General features: G+C 73.2%; 13 protein-coding genes and 1 riboswitch. Of the genes, 3 read left to right on the forward strand and 10 right to left on the reverse strand.

Going from position 1 to position 17,946, the window contains the following annotated elements:
• Positions 1–214: 214 nt before the first annotated feature.
• The 9 genes from OF819_RS03590 to OF819_RS03630 form a co-directional block, all read right to left on the reverse strand.
• Complete coding sequence (locus OF819_RS03590) at positions 215–1,087, reverse strand: ABC transporter permease (protein ID WP_267241838.1); 873 nt, start codon at positions 1,085–1,087, stop codon at positions 215–217.
• A complete protein-coding gene (locus tag OF819_RS03595) occupies positions 1,080–2,045 on the reverse strand; it encodes an ABC transporter permease (RefSeq protein ID WP_267242067.1) in 966 nt (321 codons plus the stop codon). The genes OF819_RS03590 and OF819_RS03595 overlap by 8 nt, the downstream gene beginning before the upstream one ends.
• 23 nt (positions 2,046–2,068) lie before the next feature.
• Positions 2,069–3,703: an ABC transporter substrate-binding protein gene (locus tag OF819_RS03600; protein ID WP_267241839.1), complete on the reverse strand. Its 1,635-nt coding sequence runs from the start codon at positions 3,701–3,703 to the stop codon at positions 2,069–2,071.
• Positions 3,704–3,803: 100 nt separating this feature from the next.
• Positions 3,804–4,319, reverse strand: coding sequence for an FBP domain-containing protein (locus OF819_RS03605; protein ID WP_267241840.1), 516 nt, complete (start codon positions 4,317–4,319; stop codon positions 3,804–3,806).
• Positions 4,320–4,428: 109 nt separating this feature from the next.
• Positions 4,429–5,391 carry an NADPH:quinone oxidoreductase family protein gene (locus tag OF819_RS03610; protein WP_267241841.1) on the reverse strand — a complete coding sequence of 321 codons (963 nt, stop codon included), beginning with the start codon at positions 5,389–5,391 and terminating at the stop codon, positions 4,429–4,431.
• Between the two features lie 163 nt (positions 5,392–5,554).
• Positions 5,555–6,148, reverse strand: coding sequence for a helix-turn-helix domain-containing protein (locus tag OF819_RS03615; protein ID WP_267241842.1), 594 nt, complete (start codon positions 6,146–6,148; stop codon positions 5,555–5,557).
• Between the two features lie 250 nt (positions 6,149–6,398).
• A complete protein-coding gene (locus OF819_RS03620) occupies positions 6,399–7,163 on the reverse strand; it encodes a PIG-L deacetylase family protein (protein WP_267241843.1) in 765 nt (254 codons plus the stop codon).
• Between the two features lie 95 nt (positions 7,164–7,258).
• The gene (locus OF819_RS03625) at positions 7,259–8,557 is read right to left on the reverse strand and encodes an alpha/beta fold hydrolase (protein WP_267241844.1); all 1,299 of its coding nucleotides are present in this window, start codon (positions 8,555–8,557) and stop codon (positions 7,259–7,261) included.
• Positions 8,558–8,683: 126 nt separating this feature from the next.
• Complete coding sequence (locus OF819_RS03630) at positions 8,684–10,273, reverse strand: SDR family oxidoreductase (RefSeq protein ID WP_267241845.1); 1,590 nt, start codon at positions 10,271–10,273, stop codon at positions 8,684–8,686.
• A gap of 675 nt (positions 10,274–10,948) precedes the next feature.
• Between OF819_RS03630 and OF819_RS03635 the strand changes: the two genes are divergently transcribed.
• Positions 10,949–12,748 (forward strand): S8 family serine peptidase, encoded by a 1,800-nt coding sequence (locus tag OF819_RS03635; protein WP_267241846.1) that lies wholly within the window; start codon positions 10,949–10,951, stop codon positions 12,746–12,748.
• A gap of 488 nt (positions 12,749–13,236) precedes the next feature.
• Here OF819_RS03635 and OF819_RS03640 read toward each other — a convergent pair whose 3' ends face one another.
• Positions 13,237–13,965: a response regulator gene (locus OF819_RS03640; RefSeq protein ID WP_267241847.1), complete on the reverse strand. Its 729-nt coding sequence runs from the start codon at positions 13,963–13,965 to the stop codon at positions 13,237–13,239.
• Between the two features lie 341 nt (positions 13,966–14,306).
• Between OF819_RS03640 and OF819_RS03645 the strand changes: the two genes are divergently transcribed.
• Positions 14,307–14,774, forward strand: a complete 468-nt coding sequence (locus OF819_RS03645; protein ID WP_267241848.1) for a pyridoxamine 5'-phosphate oxidase family protein — start codon at positions 14,307–14,309, stop codon at positions 14,772–14,774.
• A gap of 413 nt (positions 14,775–15,187) precedes the next feature.
• Positions 15,188–15,409: riboswitch (cobalamin riboswitch) on the forward strand.
• A gap of 157 nt (positions 15,410–15,566) precedes the next feature.
• Positions 15,567–17,879 (forward strand): 5-methyltetrahydropteroyltriglutamate--homocysteine S-methyltransferase, encoded by a 2,313-nt coding sequence (gene metE / locus OF819_RS03650; protein WP_267241849.1) that lies wholly within the window; start codon positions 15,567–15,569, stop codon positions 17,877–17,879.
• The last annotated feature ends 67 nt before the right edge of the window (positions 17,880–17,946 follow it).

The raw sequence follows: 17,946 nt of genomic DNA on the forward strand, positions 1-17,946 counted from the left end.
GAATTCCGCGACCCGGCTGCCTCACGCGCGTCGCTCACGGACTTCCCATGTTCGCTTCTCCGCCCGCTCGGCGAAACCGCAGGCATCGCCGGATTCCGCGACCCGGCTGCCTCACGCGCGTCGCTCACGGACTTCCCATGTTCGCTTCTCCGCCCGCTCGGCGAAACCGCAGGCATCGCCGGATTCCGCGACCCGGCTGCCTCACGTGCGTCGCTCACAGCATCAGCTCCGATCGGCGGCGCGGGCTGAGGCGTTCGCGCCAGATGCCGGCGAGGCCCGCGACGGCGAGGGTGGGGAGGATCAGGAAGAGGCCGGGGAAGAGCGTGGGCCACCAGTCGCCCGCGAGGAGGGAGCCGCGGGCCGACTGCACCAGAGTGCCGAGGCTCGCCTGGTGGGCGGGCAGGCCCAGGCCGAGGAAGGACAGGGCGGACTCGTGCCACATGGCGTGCGGGATCATCAGCACCGCGGCGAGGCCCGCCTGCGGCAGGACCGCGGGGAGCAGATGGCGGCGGATGACGCGCCGGCGTGAGGCTCCCCCGGAGATCGCCGCGTCGATGTGGGGGCGGGCGCGGAGCGACAGGATCTCGGCGCGGACGATGCGTGCCGTCGACACCCAGTGGGTGAGCGCCACGGAGACGATCACCGGCCAGACGCCGGGCCGGAACATCGCGACGATGAAGATGCCCAGCAGCAGATGCGGCACGGAGGAGAAGACGTCGACGATCCGCATGACGAGCCGGTCGGTCCAGCCGCCGAAGGCCGCCGCGCCAGCGCCGACGGCCGTGCCGACGAGGGTGGCGGCGAGGGCGGCGACGAGGCCGACGAGCAGGGAGACCCGCAGTCCGTACACACAGCGCAGCAGCAGATCGCGGCCGACGTCGTCGGTGCCGAAGGGGTGGGCGGGCGAGGGCGGCTGGAGTTTGAGCGCCAGGTCGACCGCCTGCTGGTCGAGCTGGACGACGGGCGGGACGACGGTCACGGCGAGGACGACCGCGATGACGACGGCCGCGGAGACGCCGAGCCGCAGCGTCCGTGTGGAACGGCGCGGGCTGCGTGCGGCGACGGGGGTCCAGCGCGGCTCAGCCATCGAAGCCCGCTCTCGGGTCGGCCAGTCCGTACAGCAGGTCGGAGAGCAGATTGCCGAGCAGTACGGCCGCGGTGGCGAGGACGGTGAGGGCGGCGAGCAGCGGGAAGTCCACGGAGGTGGCGGCCTGCACGGTGGCGGCGGCGATGCCGGGCCAGCTGAAGACGGTCTCGACGAGCAGCGCGCCGGTGATGAGTTCCGGCACGCGGGAGCCGATCAGGGTGAGCGTCGGCAGCATGCCGGAGCGCAGGGCGTGGGAGAGGAGCACGGTCCGTTCGCCGAGTCCGCGGGCGCGGGCGCCGCGCACGGGGTCCTCGTCGAGGGCGTCGGCGACGCCCTGGCGTACGTAGAGGAAGAACCAGGGCAGCTGGGTGATGCCGAGGACGGCGGCGGGCAGCACGAGATGGGTGGCGACCTGCCCGAAGGAGACGGTGTCGCTTGCGGTGTCGGTGAGCCCGCCCGCGGGCAGCACGTCCAGCTTCAGCGCGAAGAGCCAGATGGCGAGCAGGCCGAGCCAGAAGGCGGGCGCGGCTTCGAGGGTGTACGCGGCCGCGGTGGCCGTGCGGTCGAGCCAGCCGCCGCGGCGGCGTGCGGCGAGGACGCCGAGCACCGTGCCGAGGAGGACGGCGACGGCGAAGGCGGCGCCGGCGAGCAGCGCGGACCAGCCGAGGCGTTCGGCGATGACGTCGGCGACGGGCTGGCGCATCAGGCTGGATTCGCCGAGGTCCCCGCCGAGGGCGGAGGTCAGCCAGTGCAGCCAGCGTTCGGTGAACGGCTGGCCGACGCCGAGGTTGGCGCGGATCTGGTCGAGGTTCTCCTGGGAGGCGGTCAGGCCCGCGTCTTTGGTGTACGCCTTGACGGGGTCGAAGGGCGAGGCGGCGGCGACGGCGAAGACCGCGAAGGTCACGGTGGCGAGGACGGGGACGGCGAGCAGGGCCCGCCGTCCCGTCATCCTGGCCATCGCCCCCCAGGGGAGGCGGCGGTTCACTCGGCGGGCTTCTTCCCGCTCTCCGGGTTGTTGTGGTTCTTGGGAGTCCAGTCCTCGACGTTCCACCAGGGGCCGGAAGCCAGCCCGTGGTCGTGCGGCTCGACCTGGGTGGTCAGCCCGTCCCAGTCGTCGTCGACCACGTACAGGTGGTCGATGTGGGTGAGGAAGGTGTAGCCGGGGTTCTTGGCCAGTTCACGCTGGACGGTGTCGTACGCGGCCTTGCGCGCGGCCTTGTCGTCGGTGCGGCGGCCGTCCTCAAGGGCCTTGTCAACGGCCTTGTTGCGGTACCGGGCCATGTTGTTGAAGCCGTCGCCGGCGAGGCTGGAGTGCAGGAGCAGATACTGGTCGAAGTCGGGGTCGCCGGGGGCGCCGCCGCCCGCGAGGACCGCGTCGTGCTGCATCCGCGGCTCGATGACCTCCCAGGTCCCGGCCTGGACGGTGATCTCGATGCCGGCCTTCTTGGCGTCGGAGGCGTACGCGAGGGCGTGGTCCTGACGGAGCTTGTCGCCGCTGAGGTACCACAGCGGGAAGGCGGCGCGCACGCCGTCCTTGACCCGGATGCCGTCCTTGCCGGGCTTCCAGCCGGCGTCGTCGAGAATCCGCCGCGCCTCGGCCAGGTCATGGCGGCGCTCGGTGCCCTGGGCGAACCACTCGCTGCCGGTGGGGACGGGCCCGTAGGCGGGCTTGCCCGCGCCTTCGAGGATCTTGTCGGCCATGGCCTGGCGGTCGACCGCGACGTCGAGCGCGCGGCGGACCGCGGTGTCGCCGGTGACCTTGTTGTCGGTCGGCAGGGTGACGTTGCGGTAGTCGTATGTGGTGGCGGCGTAGGTCTTCTTGCGGGCGTCGTTCTTGAAGCCCGCGGCGAGGTTGGGCGGGAGGATCGCGCCGTCGAGGTCGCCGGAGCGCAGCCGGGTGGCGCGTACGTCGTCGTCCTTGATGACCGCCATGGTGAAGTTCTTCACCTTCGGCTCGCCGCCCCAGTAGCGGGGGTTGGCCTTGAAGGTGAGCTTCTCGCCCTTGGACCAGCCGGTGAGGACGTAGGGGCCGGTGCCGACCGGCTTGACGCCGAAGGAGCCGGTGTTGACGTCCTGCTTGCCTGCGATGTGCTGCGGGGCGATGGCCAGGACGGTGCGCTCGGCGAAGGGCGCGTACGGGTACTTGAGGGTGAAGACGACGGCGTGGTCGCCGGTGGCCCGGACGTCCTTCAGGGCGTCGAGCTCGGCCTTGGAGGCGTTGTTCGTCTTGTCGTCGAGGATGGTGCGGTAGGTGAAGACGACGTCCTCGGCGGTGAAGGGCTCGCCGTCGCTGAAGGTCACGCCCTTGCGGAGCGTGTAGGTGTAGGTGAGGCCGTCGTCGCTGACCCGGGGCAGGGCGGCGGCGAGTGCGGGCTTCAGCTTCATGTCGGCGTCGAAGGCGAGCAGCCCGTCGAAGACCTTGGAGTTGCCGTCCTTGCCGTAGCCGAGGAGGGGGCTGAGGGTCTCGGGCTCGTAGGCGATGCCGACGACCGCCGAGTCCTTCGCCTTTGCATCGTCTGCCGTGCCGCTGCCCGGGTTCGAGCAGGCCGCCGCGGTCATGGCCAGGGCTCCGGCCAGAGCCGCGGCGACCGTGCCGCGTATGGTTCGGGCGGTCATGCCCCACACCCCTACTGAAGATCAAATGCTATTGCGAAAACATCGCAATTAAACCTCACGGGGAAGGGCGCTCTGCACCGGGGCCCTGGTGGGACGCGTTTCAGCGGCCCCCGGTGACCTTGTCGACGAACGCGGCGACATTGCCGAGGCAGCGGGCTGTGCGCTCCTCAAGGGTCAGCGACTCCTCGTAGCGTGCACTGCGCAGCTTGGGCTGCCGCTTGCCGCGCAGATAGAGCGAGCAGGCGAGGTCGTCGCAGGCGTAAACGCCGACGGTGTTGCCCTGACGCCCCGCCGCGCCCGCGAGCGGGGCGGCGAAGAGGGTCACTCCCGAGGAGGCGTGGCCCGTGAGGCAGAACTGGCACATGCTCGACTTGACCGCGCTGGTGCGGGTGGCGTCGGGGACGCGCAGACTCACCCCGGTCAGGCCGTTCGGGCCGGTCGGCGAGGGGAGCACCAGATGGGCGCGGAGCGGTGCGCCCGGGTCGCGCCAGCCGAGGAAGTCCAGGTCCTCCCAGGGCAGTTCACGGAAGCCGGCGGGCAGCTTGAGCCGGGAGGCCTCTCCTTTCGAGCAGTTGACGAACGATGCTCGGATGGCTTTGTCGGTCAGCGGTTCCACGGGAGGAGACGCTAGCGGGACATCCGTGGCGTATGCACGCGGATTATTCGCATGCCTCTGTGTACGGCCCTCTCGTGCGTACGGCCGCGCTCGTGCGCAAGGCTCGCGGTCAGGACGACGGCGGTACGACGACGAGGCGGCCGACCGTCGCGCCGTCCGCGACGCGCTGTACGGCGTCGGCGGCGCCGGCGAGGGCGACGCGCTCGCTGACGAGCGGCCTGGCGACGCCGTCGGCGGCGAGGCGGGTCAGCTCCGCGTGGCAGCCCCGGACCGCCTCGGGGTCCGCCTGCCGATACAGGCCCCAGTGGAGGCCGACGATCGAGTAGTTCTTGACCAGGGCGTGGTTGAGGGCGGGGGTGGGGACCGTGCCGCCGGCGAATCCGACGACGACGATCCGCCCCTCGAAGGCGACGCACTTGGCGGAGGCGGCGTAGGCGTCCCCGCCGACCGGGTCGTAGACGACATCCGCGCCCCGGCCGCCGGTGGCCTCCTTGACGGCGGCCGCGATGTCGTCGGCGCGGCGGTCGATGACGAGGTCGCAGCCGAGCTCCTTGGCGGTGCGGGCCTTGTCCGCGCCTCCGACGACTCCGATGACACGGGCCCCGGCCGCCCTGCCGAGCTGTACGGCCGCGCTGCCGGTGCCGCCGGCCGCCGCGTGCACCAGCAGCGTGTCGCCGTGCTGCAGCCGGGCGCGGCGGTGCAGGGCGAACCAGGCCGTCTGGTAGCCGATGTGCAGGGCTGCGGCCTCGGCGTCGTCGAGGGCTTCGGGGGCCGGCAGCACCTCGGCCTCATCGGCGACGGCGTACTCGGCGAAGCCGCCGTGCGGCAGCGCGGGAGTGGCGATGACGCGGCGGCCGTCCTCGGTCTCGCCGCAGATCTCCACGCCGGGGGTGAAGGGCAGGGGCGGGCGCACCTGGTACTGGCCTCGGCACAGCAGGGCGTCCGGGAAGTTCACATTCGCGGCACGCACCCGCAGCAGGAGCTGCCCGGGGCCGGGGGCGGGGCGCGGGGTCGCTTCAAGGCGCATCGCCTCGCCCGGCTCTCCATTGCTGTGGACTCGCCATGCCTGCATCTCGTGGCCTCCCCGGACCGTGTCCGTCTTCGCCTGTCCTTGTCTGTCTTCGTCTGCCTTCGTCTGTCCTCGCCCGCCCTCGGGCGGCGGACAGCCCGCACCAGGTGCATACTAAGCGGTCGCTTGCCCGCTCGGGAAGGCCCCTCCCGCAGGCGGCGGCCCCTCAGCCGTCGCGACGCTTGGGGCGCGCCCGTACGTGCATCCGCTCGCCCTGCGGGCCGAAAAGGCTCAGAAACTCGACGGGGGCGTCACCGGCGGGCCCGAACCAGTGCGGGACGCGGGTGTCGAACTCCGCCGCCTCGCCCGCCGTGAGCACCACGTCGTGATCGCCGAGCAGCAGCCGCAGCCGGCCCGAGAGGACGTACAGCCACTCGTACCCCTCGTGGGTGCGCTGCTCCGGGTCGGGGTCGCCGCCCGGCTCCTGGACGACCTTGTACGCCTGCAGCCCGCCCGGCTGGCGCGTCAGCGGCAGCAGCGTCCTGCCGTGCCGCACGATCGGCTTGGCCCGCACCCGCGGATCGCCGACGGCGGGCGCGCCCACCAGCTCGTCGAGCGGCACCTGATGGGCGCGGGCGATGGGCAGCAGCAGTTCGAGACTGGGTCTGCGACGGCCGGACTCCAGCCGGGAGAGGGTGCTGACGGAGATCCCGGTGGCGGAGGAGAGGGCGGCGAGGGTGGCTCCGCGGGCCCGCCGGAGCGTGCGGAGGCGGGGGCCTACATGGTCGAGGATGGCGTCGACGGACGCGTCTTCGGACATGGAAGCCATTGCAGAATCGGCAAGGTGACCTTGTCAAGGCTGCCGGTCGGGCCGCGGCAGGCGGCTCGGTGCCGTCCGCTCCTCGCACGACCGCGGCGGTCCGCGGAGGCGGGCGGACGCGGGCGGACGCGGGCGGAAGACCACTGGCGGGGCGACGGCCAACAGGCCGAGGAGCCGGTCGGCTGAACCGCCTGGACCGTGTGAGCCGGCCCCGCTCTGCGGCAGAGCGAGGGACCGCGGATCAGCAGCTTCAGCGGCTGAGGAGTTCGAAGGGCACCGCGGGCCTGCCGCCGAAGCGGGGTGCGGCCGCCCGGGCCATGCCCTCGACGACCGAGCGGCAGTAGGTCTCCGGGTCCTCGTCGGTGAGAACCTCGACATAGGTGCGGTGCGCCATCAGGGAGCGCACCGCCCGCTCAAGGCCGGCCGTGGCGTCCACCGCGTGCGTGGCGTCCCTGGAGCCCGCGATGGCCAGATGGCGCACACCGTTCCAGGGCGCGAGGCCCTGTTCGCGGCCCAGTTCGGGGAAGATCCAGCGATTGCCGGCGTCCGCCGCGGCGTCGAGGGCCGCACGGCCGACGGCCACATGGTCGGGGGTGTTCCAGTAGCGGCGGCCGTTCATCGCCCAGGTGTCCCGGTGGCTGAGGGTGATGAGCAGCTCGGGGCGGTGGCGGCGGATCGCCGCCGCGATGTCGCGGCGCAGGGCGGGGCCGTATTCGATGACCCCGTCCTCGTGGTCCAGGAACTCCACGGCGGACACGCCGACTTCCGCCGCGCTGGCGCGCTGTTCCCGTTCCCGCAGCGGGGCGCACACGGACGGCTCCAGGGTGTCGATGCCCGCCTCGCCGCGGGTGGCGAGGAGGTAGACGACCTCGCGTCCCTCGTCGGTCCACTGGGCGACGGCGGCGGAGCAGCCGTACTCCAGGTCGTCGGGGTGGGCGACGACGGCGAGGGCGCGCTGCCAGTCGCCGGGCATGGCCGCCAACTGCGGTTCTGTGCCGTGCTGCTGTTCGGTCATGATCGCAGCGTAGTCCGCACGGCCGCGCGCCGGCCGCATTCGGACGGACGCGGTCGGACGGACACGGCTGGACGGACACGGCTGGACGGACGCGCTCAGGCGTCGTCTCGCGCGAGCGCCAGCAGCCGGTCCAGTACGCGTGCGCCGCTCACCCGCACCCCGTCGTGCTCGAATTCGTCGGTGACCCAGGTGCGCAGCCCGCGGATGGCGCGGGCCGTACGCATGGAATGGGCGGTCTCGACGTACAGGTCGTCGTGGTAGACCACGGCGGCGGTCGGCACCTCGTTGGCGGACAGCCGCCCCTGGTCGTACAGGGCGCTCCAGCCGGAGCGGGCGGCCAGCAGTTCCGCAGTCCGCTTCAGCGGGCGCAGGCTGGGGTCCACATCGAAGTGCCAGGGGTGGACGGTCTCCCCGGTGAACAGCAGCGGGCCGTCGCCGTCCAGCGCCGCGGCCGCGTCGAACCGCCCGAACTCGGCCCGTACCCGCTCGGCGGCCCAGGCGGTGGGCCGGTCCCCCTGGGCGTAGCAGGCTTCATGAAGGAGGGCGTACAGCGGGTGGGAGGCGAAGGAGAGCACACCGAGCACTCCTTCGAGGAAGGCGTCGGAGAGGGTGCGGCCCGCGGGGGTGCGCACAAAGGCGTTCTCCAGCAGATAGTGGAGCTGGTGGCTGCCGTTGCCGAGGCCGAGGAGGATGCCGAGGGACTGGAAGGCCTCGGGGGTGAGCCGGTAGCCGCCGGGCAGTTCGGTGCGGTGTTCCGCCAGATGTCCGGCGATGCGGCGGGCACGCTCCACGTCCTGAGGGTAACGGGCATAGTGGGCTTGGTTCTTGCGCTCCATCCGGGGATACGCGGCGCGGTAGACGTCGTCGGGGTGACCGTCGAGGGCGGGGAGCCCTCCGGTGATCAGCGCGGTCGCCAGCCCCTCGGGGGCGGTGGAGAGATAGTGGACGGTGCAGAACCCGCCAAAGCTCTGGCCGAGAACGGTCCACGGCGCCCCGCCGGTGAGCTGTGGGCGGATGGCTTCGCAGTCGCGGACGATGCTGTCCGCCCGGAAGAGGGCCAGGAAGTCGGCCTGTTCCTTGGGTCCTCCGCGCAGCGGGAGCGTCTGCCGGTTGAGCGGGGTCGAGCGGCCGGCGCCGCGCTGGTCGAGGAGCAGCACCCGGTAGTCCTGGACCGCACGGCCGAGCCAGGCCTGTGTGCCTGTCAGCCGGCGCGCGCCGAAGCCGGGGCCGCCTTCCAGATAGACCAGCCAGGGCAGCTGCTCGCCGGCCCTGGCCGTCGCGACGGCCTCCCGTCCGTACAGCTCGATGCGCTCCCCGGCGGGCTGGGCGTGGTCGAGGGGGACGGTGAAGGTGTGGTCGGTGAGAACGAGTCCCGGCTGGCGGTACGTGGTCACGCTGCTGCTCCTGCTCTGCCCGGCTCCCGGTGCACTGTCCTGCGCTTGTCGTCCGCACGGACAGTGCACCACAGTCGGGGACAGCCGCGTCAGCGGACCGGGAAGGCGTCCGGGGTGCGGATGCGGTCACGGATCCAGAATCCGGCGGCCGGCGTCGTCGGCGTCGGCGTCGTTGGGGAGCGCGGCGGCTTCCGCCCGGTGCGCGGCCCGGGCGATGTTGCGCGCCATGCCGCCGAAGACGACGGCGTGCCAGGGCGCGACGCTCCACCAGTACAGATGGCCGAGCAGGCCGTGCGGATGGAAGAGCGCCCGCTGCCGGTAGCGGGTGCGGCCCTGTGCGTCCTGTTCGGCGTACATCTCCAGCCAGGCGAGCCCGGGCAGCCGCATCTCCGCGCGAAGGCGCAGCAGCCGGCCCCGCTCGATCGCCTCCACACGCCAGAAGTCCAGGGATTCCCCGACGCGCAGACGCGCGGCGTCCCGCCGTCCGCGGCGCAGTCCGACGCCCCCGGCCAGCCGGTCAAGCCAGCCGCGCACCGCCCAGGCGAGCGGGAACGAGTACCAGCCGTTCTCGCCTCCGATGCCCTCGATGACCTGCCACAGCGCGGCGGGCGAGGCGTCGACCGCGCGGGAGCGCCAGTCGGTGTAGAGGCTTCCGCCGGCCCAGTCGGGGTCGGTGGGCAGCGGGTCGCTCGCCGCCCCCGGCACGGCGGCGGCCGACCAGCGCGTGCTGACCTGGGCGTCCCGCACCCGTCGCAGCGCCAGGGCGACGGCGTCGTCGAAGCCGAGGGGCGTGCCGGGCGGTTCGGGCACGTACCGCGCGATGTCGTGTTCCCGGCAGACCACTTCATGGCGCAGGGACTCCGCGAGCGGGCGGGCCAGCGATGCGGGTACGGGGGTCACCAGCCCGATCCAGTAGCTGGACAGCCCGGGGGTGAGCACCGGCACCCGCAGAATCAGCCGGCGCGGCAGCCCGGCCACGGCGGCGTAGCGCCGCATCATCTGCTCGTATGTCATGACGTCGGGCCCGCCGATGTCGAAGGCGCGGTTCACGTCCGTCGGCATGACCGCGCTGCCCACGAGACAGCGCAGCACGTCCCGGACGGCGATCGGCTGGATGCGGGTGCGGACCCAGCTGGGGGTGACCATCACCGGGAGCCGTTCGGTGAGATAGCGCAGCATCTCGAAGGACGCGGAGCCGGAGCCGATGATGACCGCGGCACGCAGCACCGTGGTGGGGACGCCTGAGCGCAGCAGGATGTCCCCGACCTCGGCGCGGGAGCGCAGATGGGGGGAGAGCGTGTGCGGCGGCGCTCCGGCAGGCGTCAGCCCGCCGAGATAGACCACTCGCCGGACGCCTGCCGCGCGCGCCTGCTCGGCGAAGGTCCGGGCGGCCCGCCGGTCGGTCTCCTCGAAGTCGCGTCCGGCGCCCAGGGCGTGCACCAGGTAGTAGGCGACGTCGACGCCCCGCATCGCGTGTGCGACGGACGCGGCGTCGGTGACGTCGCCCTGGACGGTCTCGACGCGCGGCGCCCAGGGGTGGTCGCGCAGTTTCCCGGGCGTGCGGGCCAGGCAGCGGACGCGGTGGCCCGCGTCCAGCAGTTCCGGGACGAGCCGTCCGCCGATGTATCCGCTCGCGCCGGTCACCAGGCAGCGCAGCCCCGGACGGTCCGCGCCGCCCGCCCCGTCCGTGTTCGCGTTGTCGTCCTGGCCGTTCATCGGCGCCTCCGGTCCATGGGGTGTGCGCCGCTCCCGCCGCGCCGTCCGCGCTTGTGCCGTGGGATTCTGCCGCATGCGGCGGGCCGGGCACGTCTGCGGCGCGCCACCCGGCCGGTGGACATGCGCGTCTGCGGGCCGGGCGTCGCCCGGCGGGCGGCTCGCCCGGTCCTGGGCGGGGGGCTCAGTCTGGGCGGGCGGCTCGGCCGTGATGTCCGCCGGGCTGCGCGCGCCGGCCACGGTGCGCCGTACGCGCTTGCGCCGGTGGGATCCTGCCGCATGCGGCAGACCGGACAGCTCCGCGGCGCGCCACCCGGCCGGTGGACATGCGCCCCCCCGGGGGGCGTCAGCGGCGGACAGCCCGGCCGGCCGCCGGGCGGAGCGCCATGCCGCCGTGCGCCCCGCCGGACGCGGACCGGACAACCGGACAAGCGGAGACGCGGCGCGGGACAGTCCGATGGCCGCCCGAAGGGCCGGTGGGCCCACCGCGTCGCCGACCGCGCACCAGACGGGCCGGGGCACGGCACGCAGTGCAGCCTTCGGCGGGGCGAACCGGCACGCGACGCAAGGGTTTTCCCTCCTTCCCCTCCGCAGAGCCGGGCTGACATCGTGCGTTCACCCCCTACAGGAGAGGCCCGGCGGCGCGGTGCGCGCTGCCGGGCCGTCGGAGGACCCATCGTGATACCCCACATATCCACCGGGCTGCGGCGCATCGCCGTGGCCGGCGTCGCGCTCGGCGCGGCGTTCGCGTTCGCGGTACCCGCCGGGGCCGCCACAGCCGTCCCGCACACCCCTCAGTCCCCCGCCGCGTCCGCGGAGGGCGCCGGCGCCGCTGCCTGGGCCCCCGGCACGCGCGCGTACCTCGTCATCACCGCCGCCGGTGACACCTCGGCCGTACGGGAGGCGGTCGAGGCCAACGGCGGCACGGTGTTCGCCGCGTACGACGCCATCGGCGTGCTCGTCGCCCACTCGGCGTCCGCGGGCTTCGCCTCCGCGATGCGGGGCGTCAGCGGGGTCGAGCAGGTGGGGGCCACCCGGACCTCCGACGTGCCGGCCGACGCGTACAGCCCGAAGCTGCCGTCGGCGCCCGCGCAGTCGCCCACGACCCTGACGGAGTCCGACCGCTGGGACATGACCCAGATCAAGGCCGACCAGGCATGGCAGGTGACCACTGGGGCGTCGTCGGTCACGGTCGGGGTGCTCGACACCGGGGTGGACAACCTGCACCAGGACCTCGCGCCGAACTTCAACGCGGCCGACTCGGTCTCCTGCGCCTACGGCAAGGCCGACACCCGCGAGGGCGCCTGGCGGGACGTCGGCACGCACGGCACGCATGTCGCGGGCACGATCGCCGCCGCGAAGAACGGCAAGGGCGTCGTGGGCGTCGCGCCGGGCGTGACGATCGCCTCGGTCCGCATCGCGGAGCCCGACACCAGTCTGTTCTTCCCCGAGAACACCGTCTGCGGCTTCATGTGGGCCGGTGACCACGGCTTCGAGGTCACCAACAACAGCTACTACACCGATCCGTGGATGTTCAACTGCCCGGACGACGCCGACCAGGCCGCCATCATCGAGGGGGTGCGCCGCGCCCAGGCGTACGCCGAGAGCAGGGGCTCGCTGCAGGTCGCCGCGGCGGGCAACTCCGACTACGACCTGGCGAACAAGACGACCGACACCACGAGTCCCAATGACTCCACCCCGGTCACCCGCCAGATCACCGACGAGTGCATCGACATTCCCACCGAGCTGCCCGGCGTGGTGACCGTGGCGGCGATGGGCCAGGGCAACGTCAAGGCCTCGTATTCCAACTATGGCGAGAACGTCATCGACATCGCCGCGCCCGGCGGCGACGGCTGGAGCGGCGTGTACTCGACCCTCCCCGGCGGCAAGTACGGCTCCAAGAGCGGCACCTCGATGGCCTCGCCGCATGTCGCGGGCGTCGCGGCGCTGATGAAGAGCCAGGACCCGACGCTGACCCCGGCCGAGCTGCGCGGCCGGCTGGGCGTCGAGGCGACCGACGTCGCCTGCCCGTCCGACAGCCGCTGCGACGGCACGACGGCGAAGAACGGCTTCTTCGGCGAGGGCCAGGTCGACGCCCTCAAGGCGGTCGGCGGTGCCGTCACTCCCCCGCCCGGCACGACGTTCGAGAACACCGGCGATGTGACGATCCGCGACAACTCCACGGTGGAAAGCCCGATCACCGTCAGCGGCGTCGCGGGCAATGCGCCGGCCGACCTCGCGGTGGGCGTGGACATCAAGCACACCTACCGCGGGGATCTGGTGATCTCCCTGGTCGCGCCGGACGGCTCGGTCTACCTCCTGGAGGACTTCCCCGGCGGCGACAGCGGGGACGACGTGGTCAAGACCTACACAGTCGACGCCTCGTCCGAGGCGTCCAACGGCACCTGGAAGCTGCGCGTCCGGGACACCGCCCGCCGCGACACCGGCCGGATCGACTCCTGGAGCCTGACCTTCTGATCCGCCTGATCCGACCTGATCCGCCCGGCACCCACCGCCTCCGGCGTCTGCGACCGGCCCTCCGCCCGACCTCCGGGCGGAGGGCCGGTCGTGTCATCCCGGGGCAGCCCCGCGGGTGCGGCCGAACGGCCACGGAAGCCGGGCCGGTCGGCCCTGACCGGCCGGCCCCTGCTCGGCCATGCTTCTTGAGTGAACCGGCGTGCCGCACATCCGCACCGCGCGAGCGGCTCGGCGCGGTGCACCGGGTGCCGTACCGGGCCCGTATGGCAGGGAGCCGGGCCCGGTGCGGCACGCGCGCGTGCAGGGCGGCGTCAGGGCCGGAAGGCGCCGGGCCCGGACGGTGGACAGGGCCAATACGGTGGGCAGGGCCCGCACGGGGACGGGGCCCGCAGGGTGGGCAGGACCCGCACAGTGGACAGGACCCGCGCGAGGACAGGACCCGCGCGGGCTTGCGCCGGGCGGGAGGTCGGCCCGGCGCAGGCCTGACGTCAGTTCCGTCCGCGGCCGTCGCGGCGCGAGCCGGACGGCGTCTCACGCCGGCCGCCGCGCGGCGCGAGCGCCTGAGTGGCGAGGACGGCCGCCTGCACCCGCCGCTCCACGCCGAGTTTGGCCAGCAGCCGGGAGATGTTGTTCTTGACGGTCTTCTCCGCGAGATAGAGCCGCTTGCCGATCTCCCGGTTGGTCAGGCCCTCCCCCACCAGCGCCAGGATGTCCCGCTCACGGTCCGTCAGCCCGGGCAGGGTGCCGGGCTGTTCCTCCTGCGGGCTTTCTCCCCGCAGTCTGGCCATGACACGGGCGGTGACCCCGGGGTCCAGCAGGGACTGGCCGGACGCCACCGTGCGCACGGCGCTGACCAGGTCGGTGCCGCTGATCTGCTTGAGCACATAGCCGGCCGCCCCTGCCATGATCGCGTCGAGCAGCGCCTCCTCGTCGTCGAACGAGGTGAGCATCAGACAGGCCAGTCCCGGCATGCGCGAACGCAGTTCACGGCAGACGGTGACGCCGTCCGACTGGGGCAGGCGCACATCCAGCACGGCGACGTCGGGGCGCAGCGCGGGCACACGGGCCAGCGCCTGCTCTGCGGTCGCCGCCTCGCCGACGACGGTCATGTCCGGTTCGGCGTCCAGCAGATCGTGCACACCGCGGCGCACCACTTCATGGTCGTCGAGGAGAAAGACGCCGATCGGGGCCTTGGCGGGGCTGCCGCTGTCCGTCATCACACACTCCGCTGTCGCCGGGTCCGGTCCGCCGGCGGCGCACCCCGCGCATGGTCTCCTCTCCACGGGCCCTTGGGCCAGGGCCGAATGGTCCCTCTCCGCGTTTCCGCGTTTCCTCGTTTCCTCCGGCCGGCGGGGACCTTCGGCCCTGCCCCAAGGGGCCTTGCGGACCCGCTGTCCCCGTGCCGGGCGCCGCGGGCGCCCGGCTGCCCCGGGGTGACGTGGGGCATACGGGACCGTGAAGGACCCGTTCGGCCCTGTCCGCGCCGCACACGCCGGAGAGACGCTTCCCTCGCAGGCAGCGGGGCGCGTCCGGCGGCGCGCCGAAGGAGAAGGCGGAGATGGCGGACGACGGGGCGGCTGCTCGGCAGTCGCCGGACAACGGAGGCGGGGTACAGCCGCGGCGTATGACGCGCCTCGACCGCGCCGAGGCGCTGCGGCTCCTCAGGTCGGTGTCCCTGGGGCGCATCGTGTTCACCGAGCGCGCCCTGCCTGCCGTCCGGCCGGTCAACCATCTGATGGACGGAGACGACATCATCGTCCGGCTGCACGACGGGGCGTCGCTCGCCGCCATCGTCGCGCCGGCGGACGCCACGGGGGTCGTGGTGGCCTATGAGGCGGACGCCATCGATCCGGTGACCCATCTGGGCTGGAGCGTGGTCGTCACGGGGTATGCGCGCCGGGTCACCGACGAGGGGCTGCTCGCCCGGTACGCGGAGCGGCTCCGCCCCTGGGTGGAGTGCCCGCCCATGAACGCCGCGCTGCGGATCAGGCCGGACCTGGTGACTGGGGCGCGGCTGAGCGGGTAGCCCCTTGCGGCCGGCGTCGTACGGTGTCGTTACGCCGGCGCGGGCGGCCCGGTTACGCCCGGTCGCCGTCGCCACGGCCGGCGGCCCGGCCCCCTCCACCCGCGTGGCGTGCGGCGTGGCGGCCTCGCCGACGGTGCGGGCCCGTGCGGGGGCTCCGCCCCCGGACCCCCGCGCCTCAAACTCCCCCAGCTACCGCTGGGGGTGCCCCCAGGGGCACCCCCACGGAGGTGTCCCCACGGGGCTCGGTTTCTGGCTCCTGTGCCTCAGCGCTGGCGGGGCTGGGATTCGGCGCAGCCGAATCAAGCCCGTCCGCAGCGGGTCTGGGGGCGGAGCCCCCAGACCGGGCGCGGCACGTGTCTCAGCTCACCGTCCGGAATACGGGCCGCCGCACCCGTCTTCGAGCCTTGGGCTCTAGGCTGGCGGACGCAGCTGGTTCGCCCTGTCGTCCAGGCAGGCGCGTCGCAAGAGGGAACCCGGTGGAAATCCGGGACTGCCCCGCAGCGGTGAGCGGGAACGACCGCCGTCATACGCACTGGACCCGTCCGGGTCTGGGAAGCGACGGCCAGTAGGAGTGCGCCCTTCCGGGCCGCACGCGCCCGCGAGTCCGAAGACCTGCCCGCTGCCCGCGTACGGACGGCCGTGCGCGGACATCCCGGTGACCTCGAGGGCGGGTCGGCAACCACATCAGGCGAACGGCCCGCACGGCCGTGCCGCCTGACTGCGTCACCCCTTCGCGCTCTCCCCCCGGTTCCCGGGATGGACCGAGGACATCTTCGCGAAGGAGAGAGTGTCATGACGAAGCCCGCAGCCGTGGCCGCGCAGGCCACTGTGTACGGCTATCCCCGCCAGGGGCCGAACCGGGAACTGAAGAAGGCGGTCGAGGGCTACTGGAAGGGCAGGGTCACCGCCGACGCCCTGGCAAAGACCGCCGCGGGGCTGCGCCGGGCGAACTGGCGGGAGCTGGCAGGCGCAGGCGTCCATGAGGTGCCGACCGGTGACTTCTCGTACTACGACCATGTCCTCGACACCACCGTGATGGTCGGCGCGATCCCCGAGCGGCACCGTGACGCGGTCGCGGCCGACGCCCTGGCCGGCTACTTCGCGATGGCACGCGGCACACAGGACGTCGCGCCGCTGGAGATGACCAAGTGGTTCGACACCAACTACCACTATCTGGTGCCCGAACTGGGCCCCGGCACCGTCTTCACCGCGGACTCCGCCAAGCAGACCGGCGAGCTGCGGGAGGCGCTGGCGCTCGGGCTGGCCGCCCGGCCCGTGCTCGTCGGCCCCGTCACCTATCTGCTGCTGGCCAAGCCCGCGCCGGGCGTCGCCGCGGACTTCGAGCCGCTCAGCCTGCTGGACCGGCTGCTGCCGGTGTACGCGGAGGTGCTGGCCGATCTGCGGGCGGCGGGCGCGGAGTGGGTGCAGCTCGACGAGCCGGCCCTCGTCCAGGACCGCACCCCGGCCGAGCTGAACGCCGCCGCCCGCGCCTACCGGGACCTCGGCGGTCTTGCCGACCGTCCCAGGCTGCTCGTCGCCTCCTACTTCGACCGGCTCGGCGAGGCGCTGCCGGTGCTCGCCGCGTCCCCGGTGGACGGACTGGCTCTCGACTTCACCGGCGCCGCGGCCGCGAACCTCGACGGCCTCGCCGCGGTCGGCGGGCTGCCCGGCAGGCGGCTTGTCGCGGGCGTCGTCGACGGCCGCAACGTCTGGCTGAACGACCACGAGAAGTCCCTGGCCACCCTGGGCACGCTGCTGGGCCTCGCGGACCGGGTCGATGTGTCGGCGTCCTGCTCCCTGCTCCATGTGCCGCTGGACGCCGCGGCCGAGACGGACGTCGATCCGCAGATCCTGCGCTGGCTCGCGTTCGCCCGGCAGAAGACCCGGGAGATCGTCACCCTCGCCAGGGGCCTGGCGGAAGGCACCGGGGCCGTCGCCGCCGAACTGGCCGCCAACCGCGCCGATCTCGCGTCGCGCGCCGGCTCGCCCCTCACCCACGACCCCGCCGTACGGGCCAGGGCGGCCGCGGTCACCGACGCCGACGCCCGCCGCTCCCAGCCGTACGCCGAGCGGACGGCCGCCCAGCGCGCCCAGCTGAAGCTGCCCTTGCTGCCGACCACCACCATCGGCTCCTTCCCGCAGACGGCCGATCTGCGTGCCGCCCGCGCCGGACTGCGCGCCGGCCGGATCGACGCCGACGGCTATCAGGAGCACATCAGGACGGCGATCCAGGACATGATCTCCTTCCAGGAGGAGGCGGGGATCGACGTCCTCGTCCACGGCGAGCCCGAACGCAACGACATGGTCCAGTACTTCGCCGAGCAACTCAGCGGCTATGTCGCCACCCAGCACGGCTGGGTCCAGTCCTATGGCACCCGGTATGTCCGGCCGCCGGTCCTCGCCGGCGACGTCTCCCGGCCGGAGCCGATGACGGTCGGCTGGACCCGGTACGCCCAGTCTCTGACGGACCGTCCCGTCAAGGGCATGCTGACCGGCCCGGTCACCATGCTCGCCTGGTCCTTCGTCCGCGACGACCAGCCGCTCGGCGAGACCGCGCGCCAGGTCGCCCTGGCGCTGCGGGACGAGGTGCGGGACCTGGAGGCGTCCGGCGCCTCGGTGATCCAGGTGGACGAGCCCGCGCTGCGGGAGACGCTGCCGCTGCGGTCCGCCGACCGCGCCGGGTATCTGGCCTGGGCGACGGAGGCGTTCCGGCTGACCACGGGCGGCGTCCGGCCGGACACCCAGATCCACACCCATATGTGCTACGCCGAGTTCGGCGACATCGTGCAGGCCATCGACGATCTCGACGCCGATGTCATCAGCCTGGAGGCGGCCCGCTCCCATATGCAGGTCGCCCGGGAGCTCGCCGCCCACGGCTATCCGCGCGAGGCGGGACCGGGTGTGTACGACATCCACTCGCCGCGCGTGCCGAGCGCCGAGGAGGCGGCGGCGCTGCTCCGCAAGGGGCTTGAGGCCATCCCGGCCGAGCGGCTGTGGGTCAACCCGGACTGCGGGCTGAAGACACGCGGCTGGCCGGAGACGAAGGCGTCGCTGGCGAACCTCGTCGAGGCGGCGCGTACGGTGCGCGGGGAGCTGCCGTCCTGACGGCGGGCCGAGCCCGGCTGACGGCAAGCTGATGCGGGGCTCATGACGACCTGGCGGAACGTACAGG

The sequence above is a fragment of the Streptomyces sp. PR69 genome, assembly GCF_026420845.1.
Taxonomy (GTDB): Bacteria; Actinomycetota; Actinomycetes; order Streptomycetales; family Streptomycetaceae; genus Streptomyces.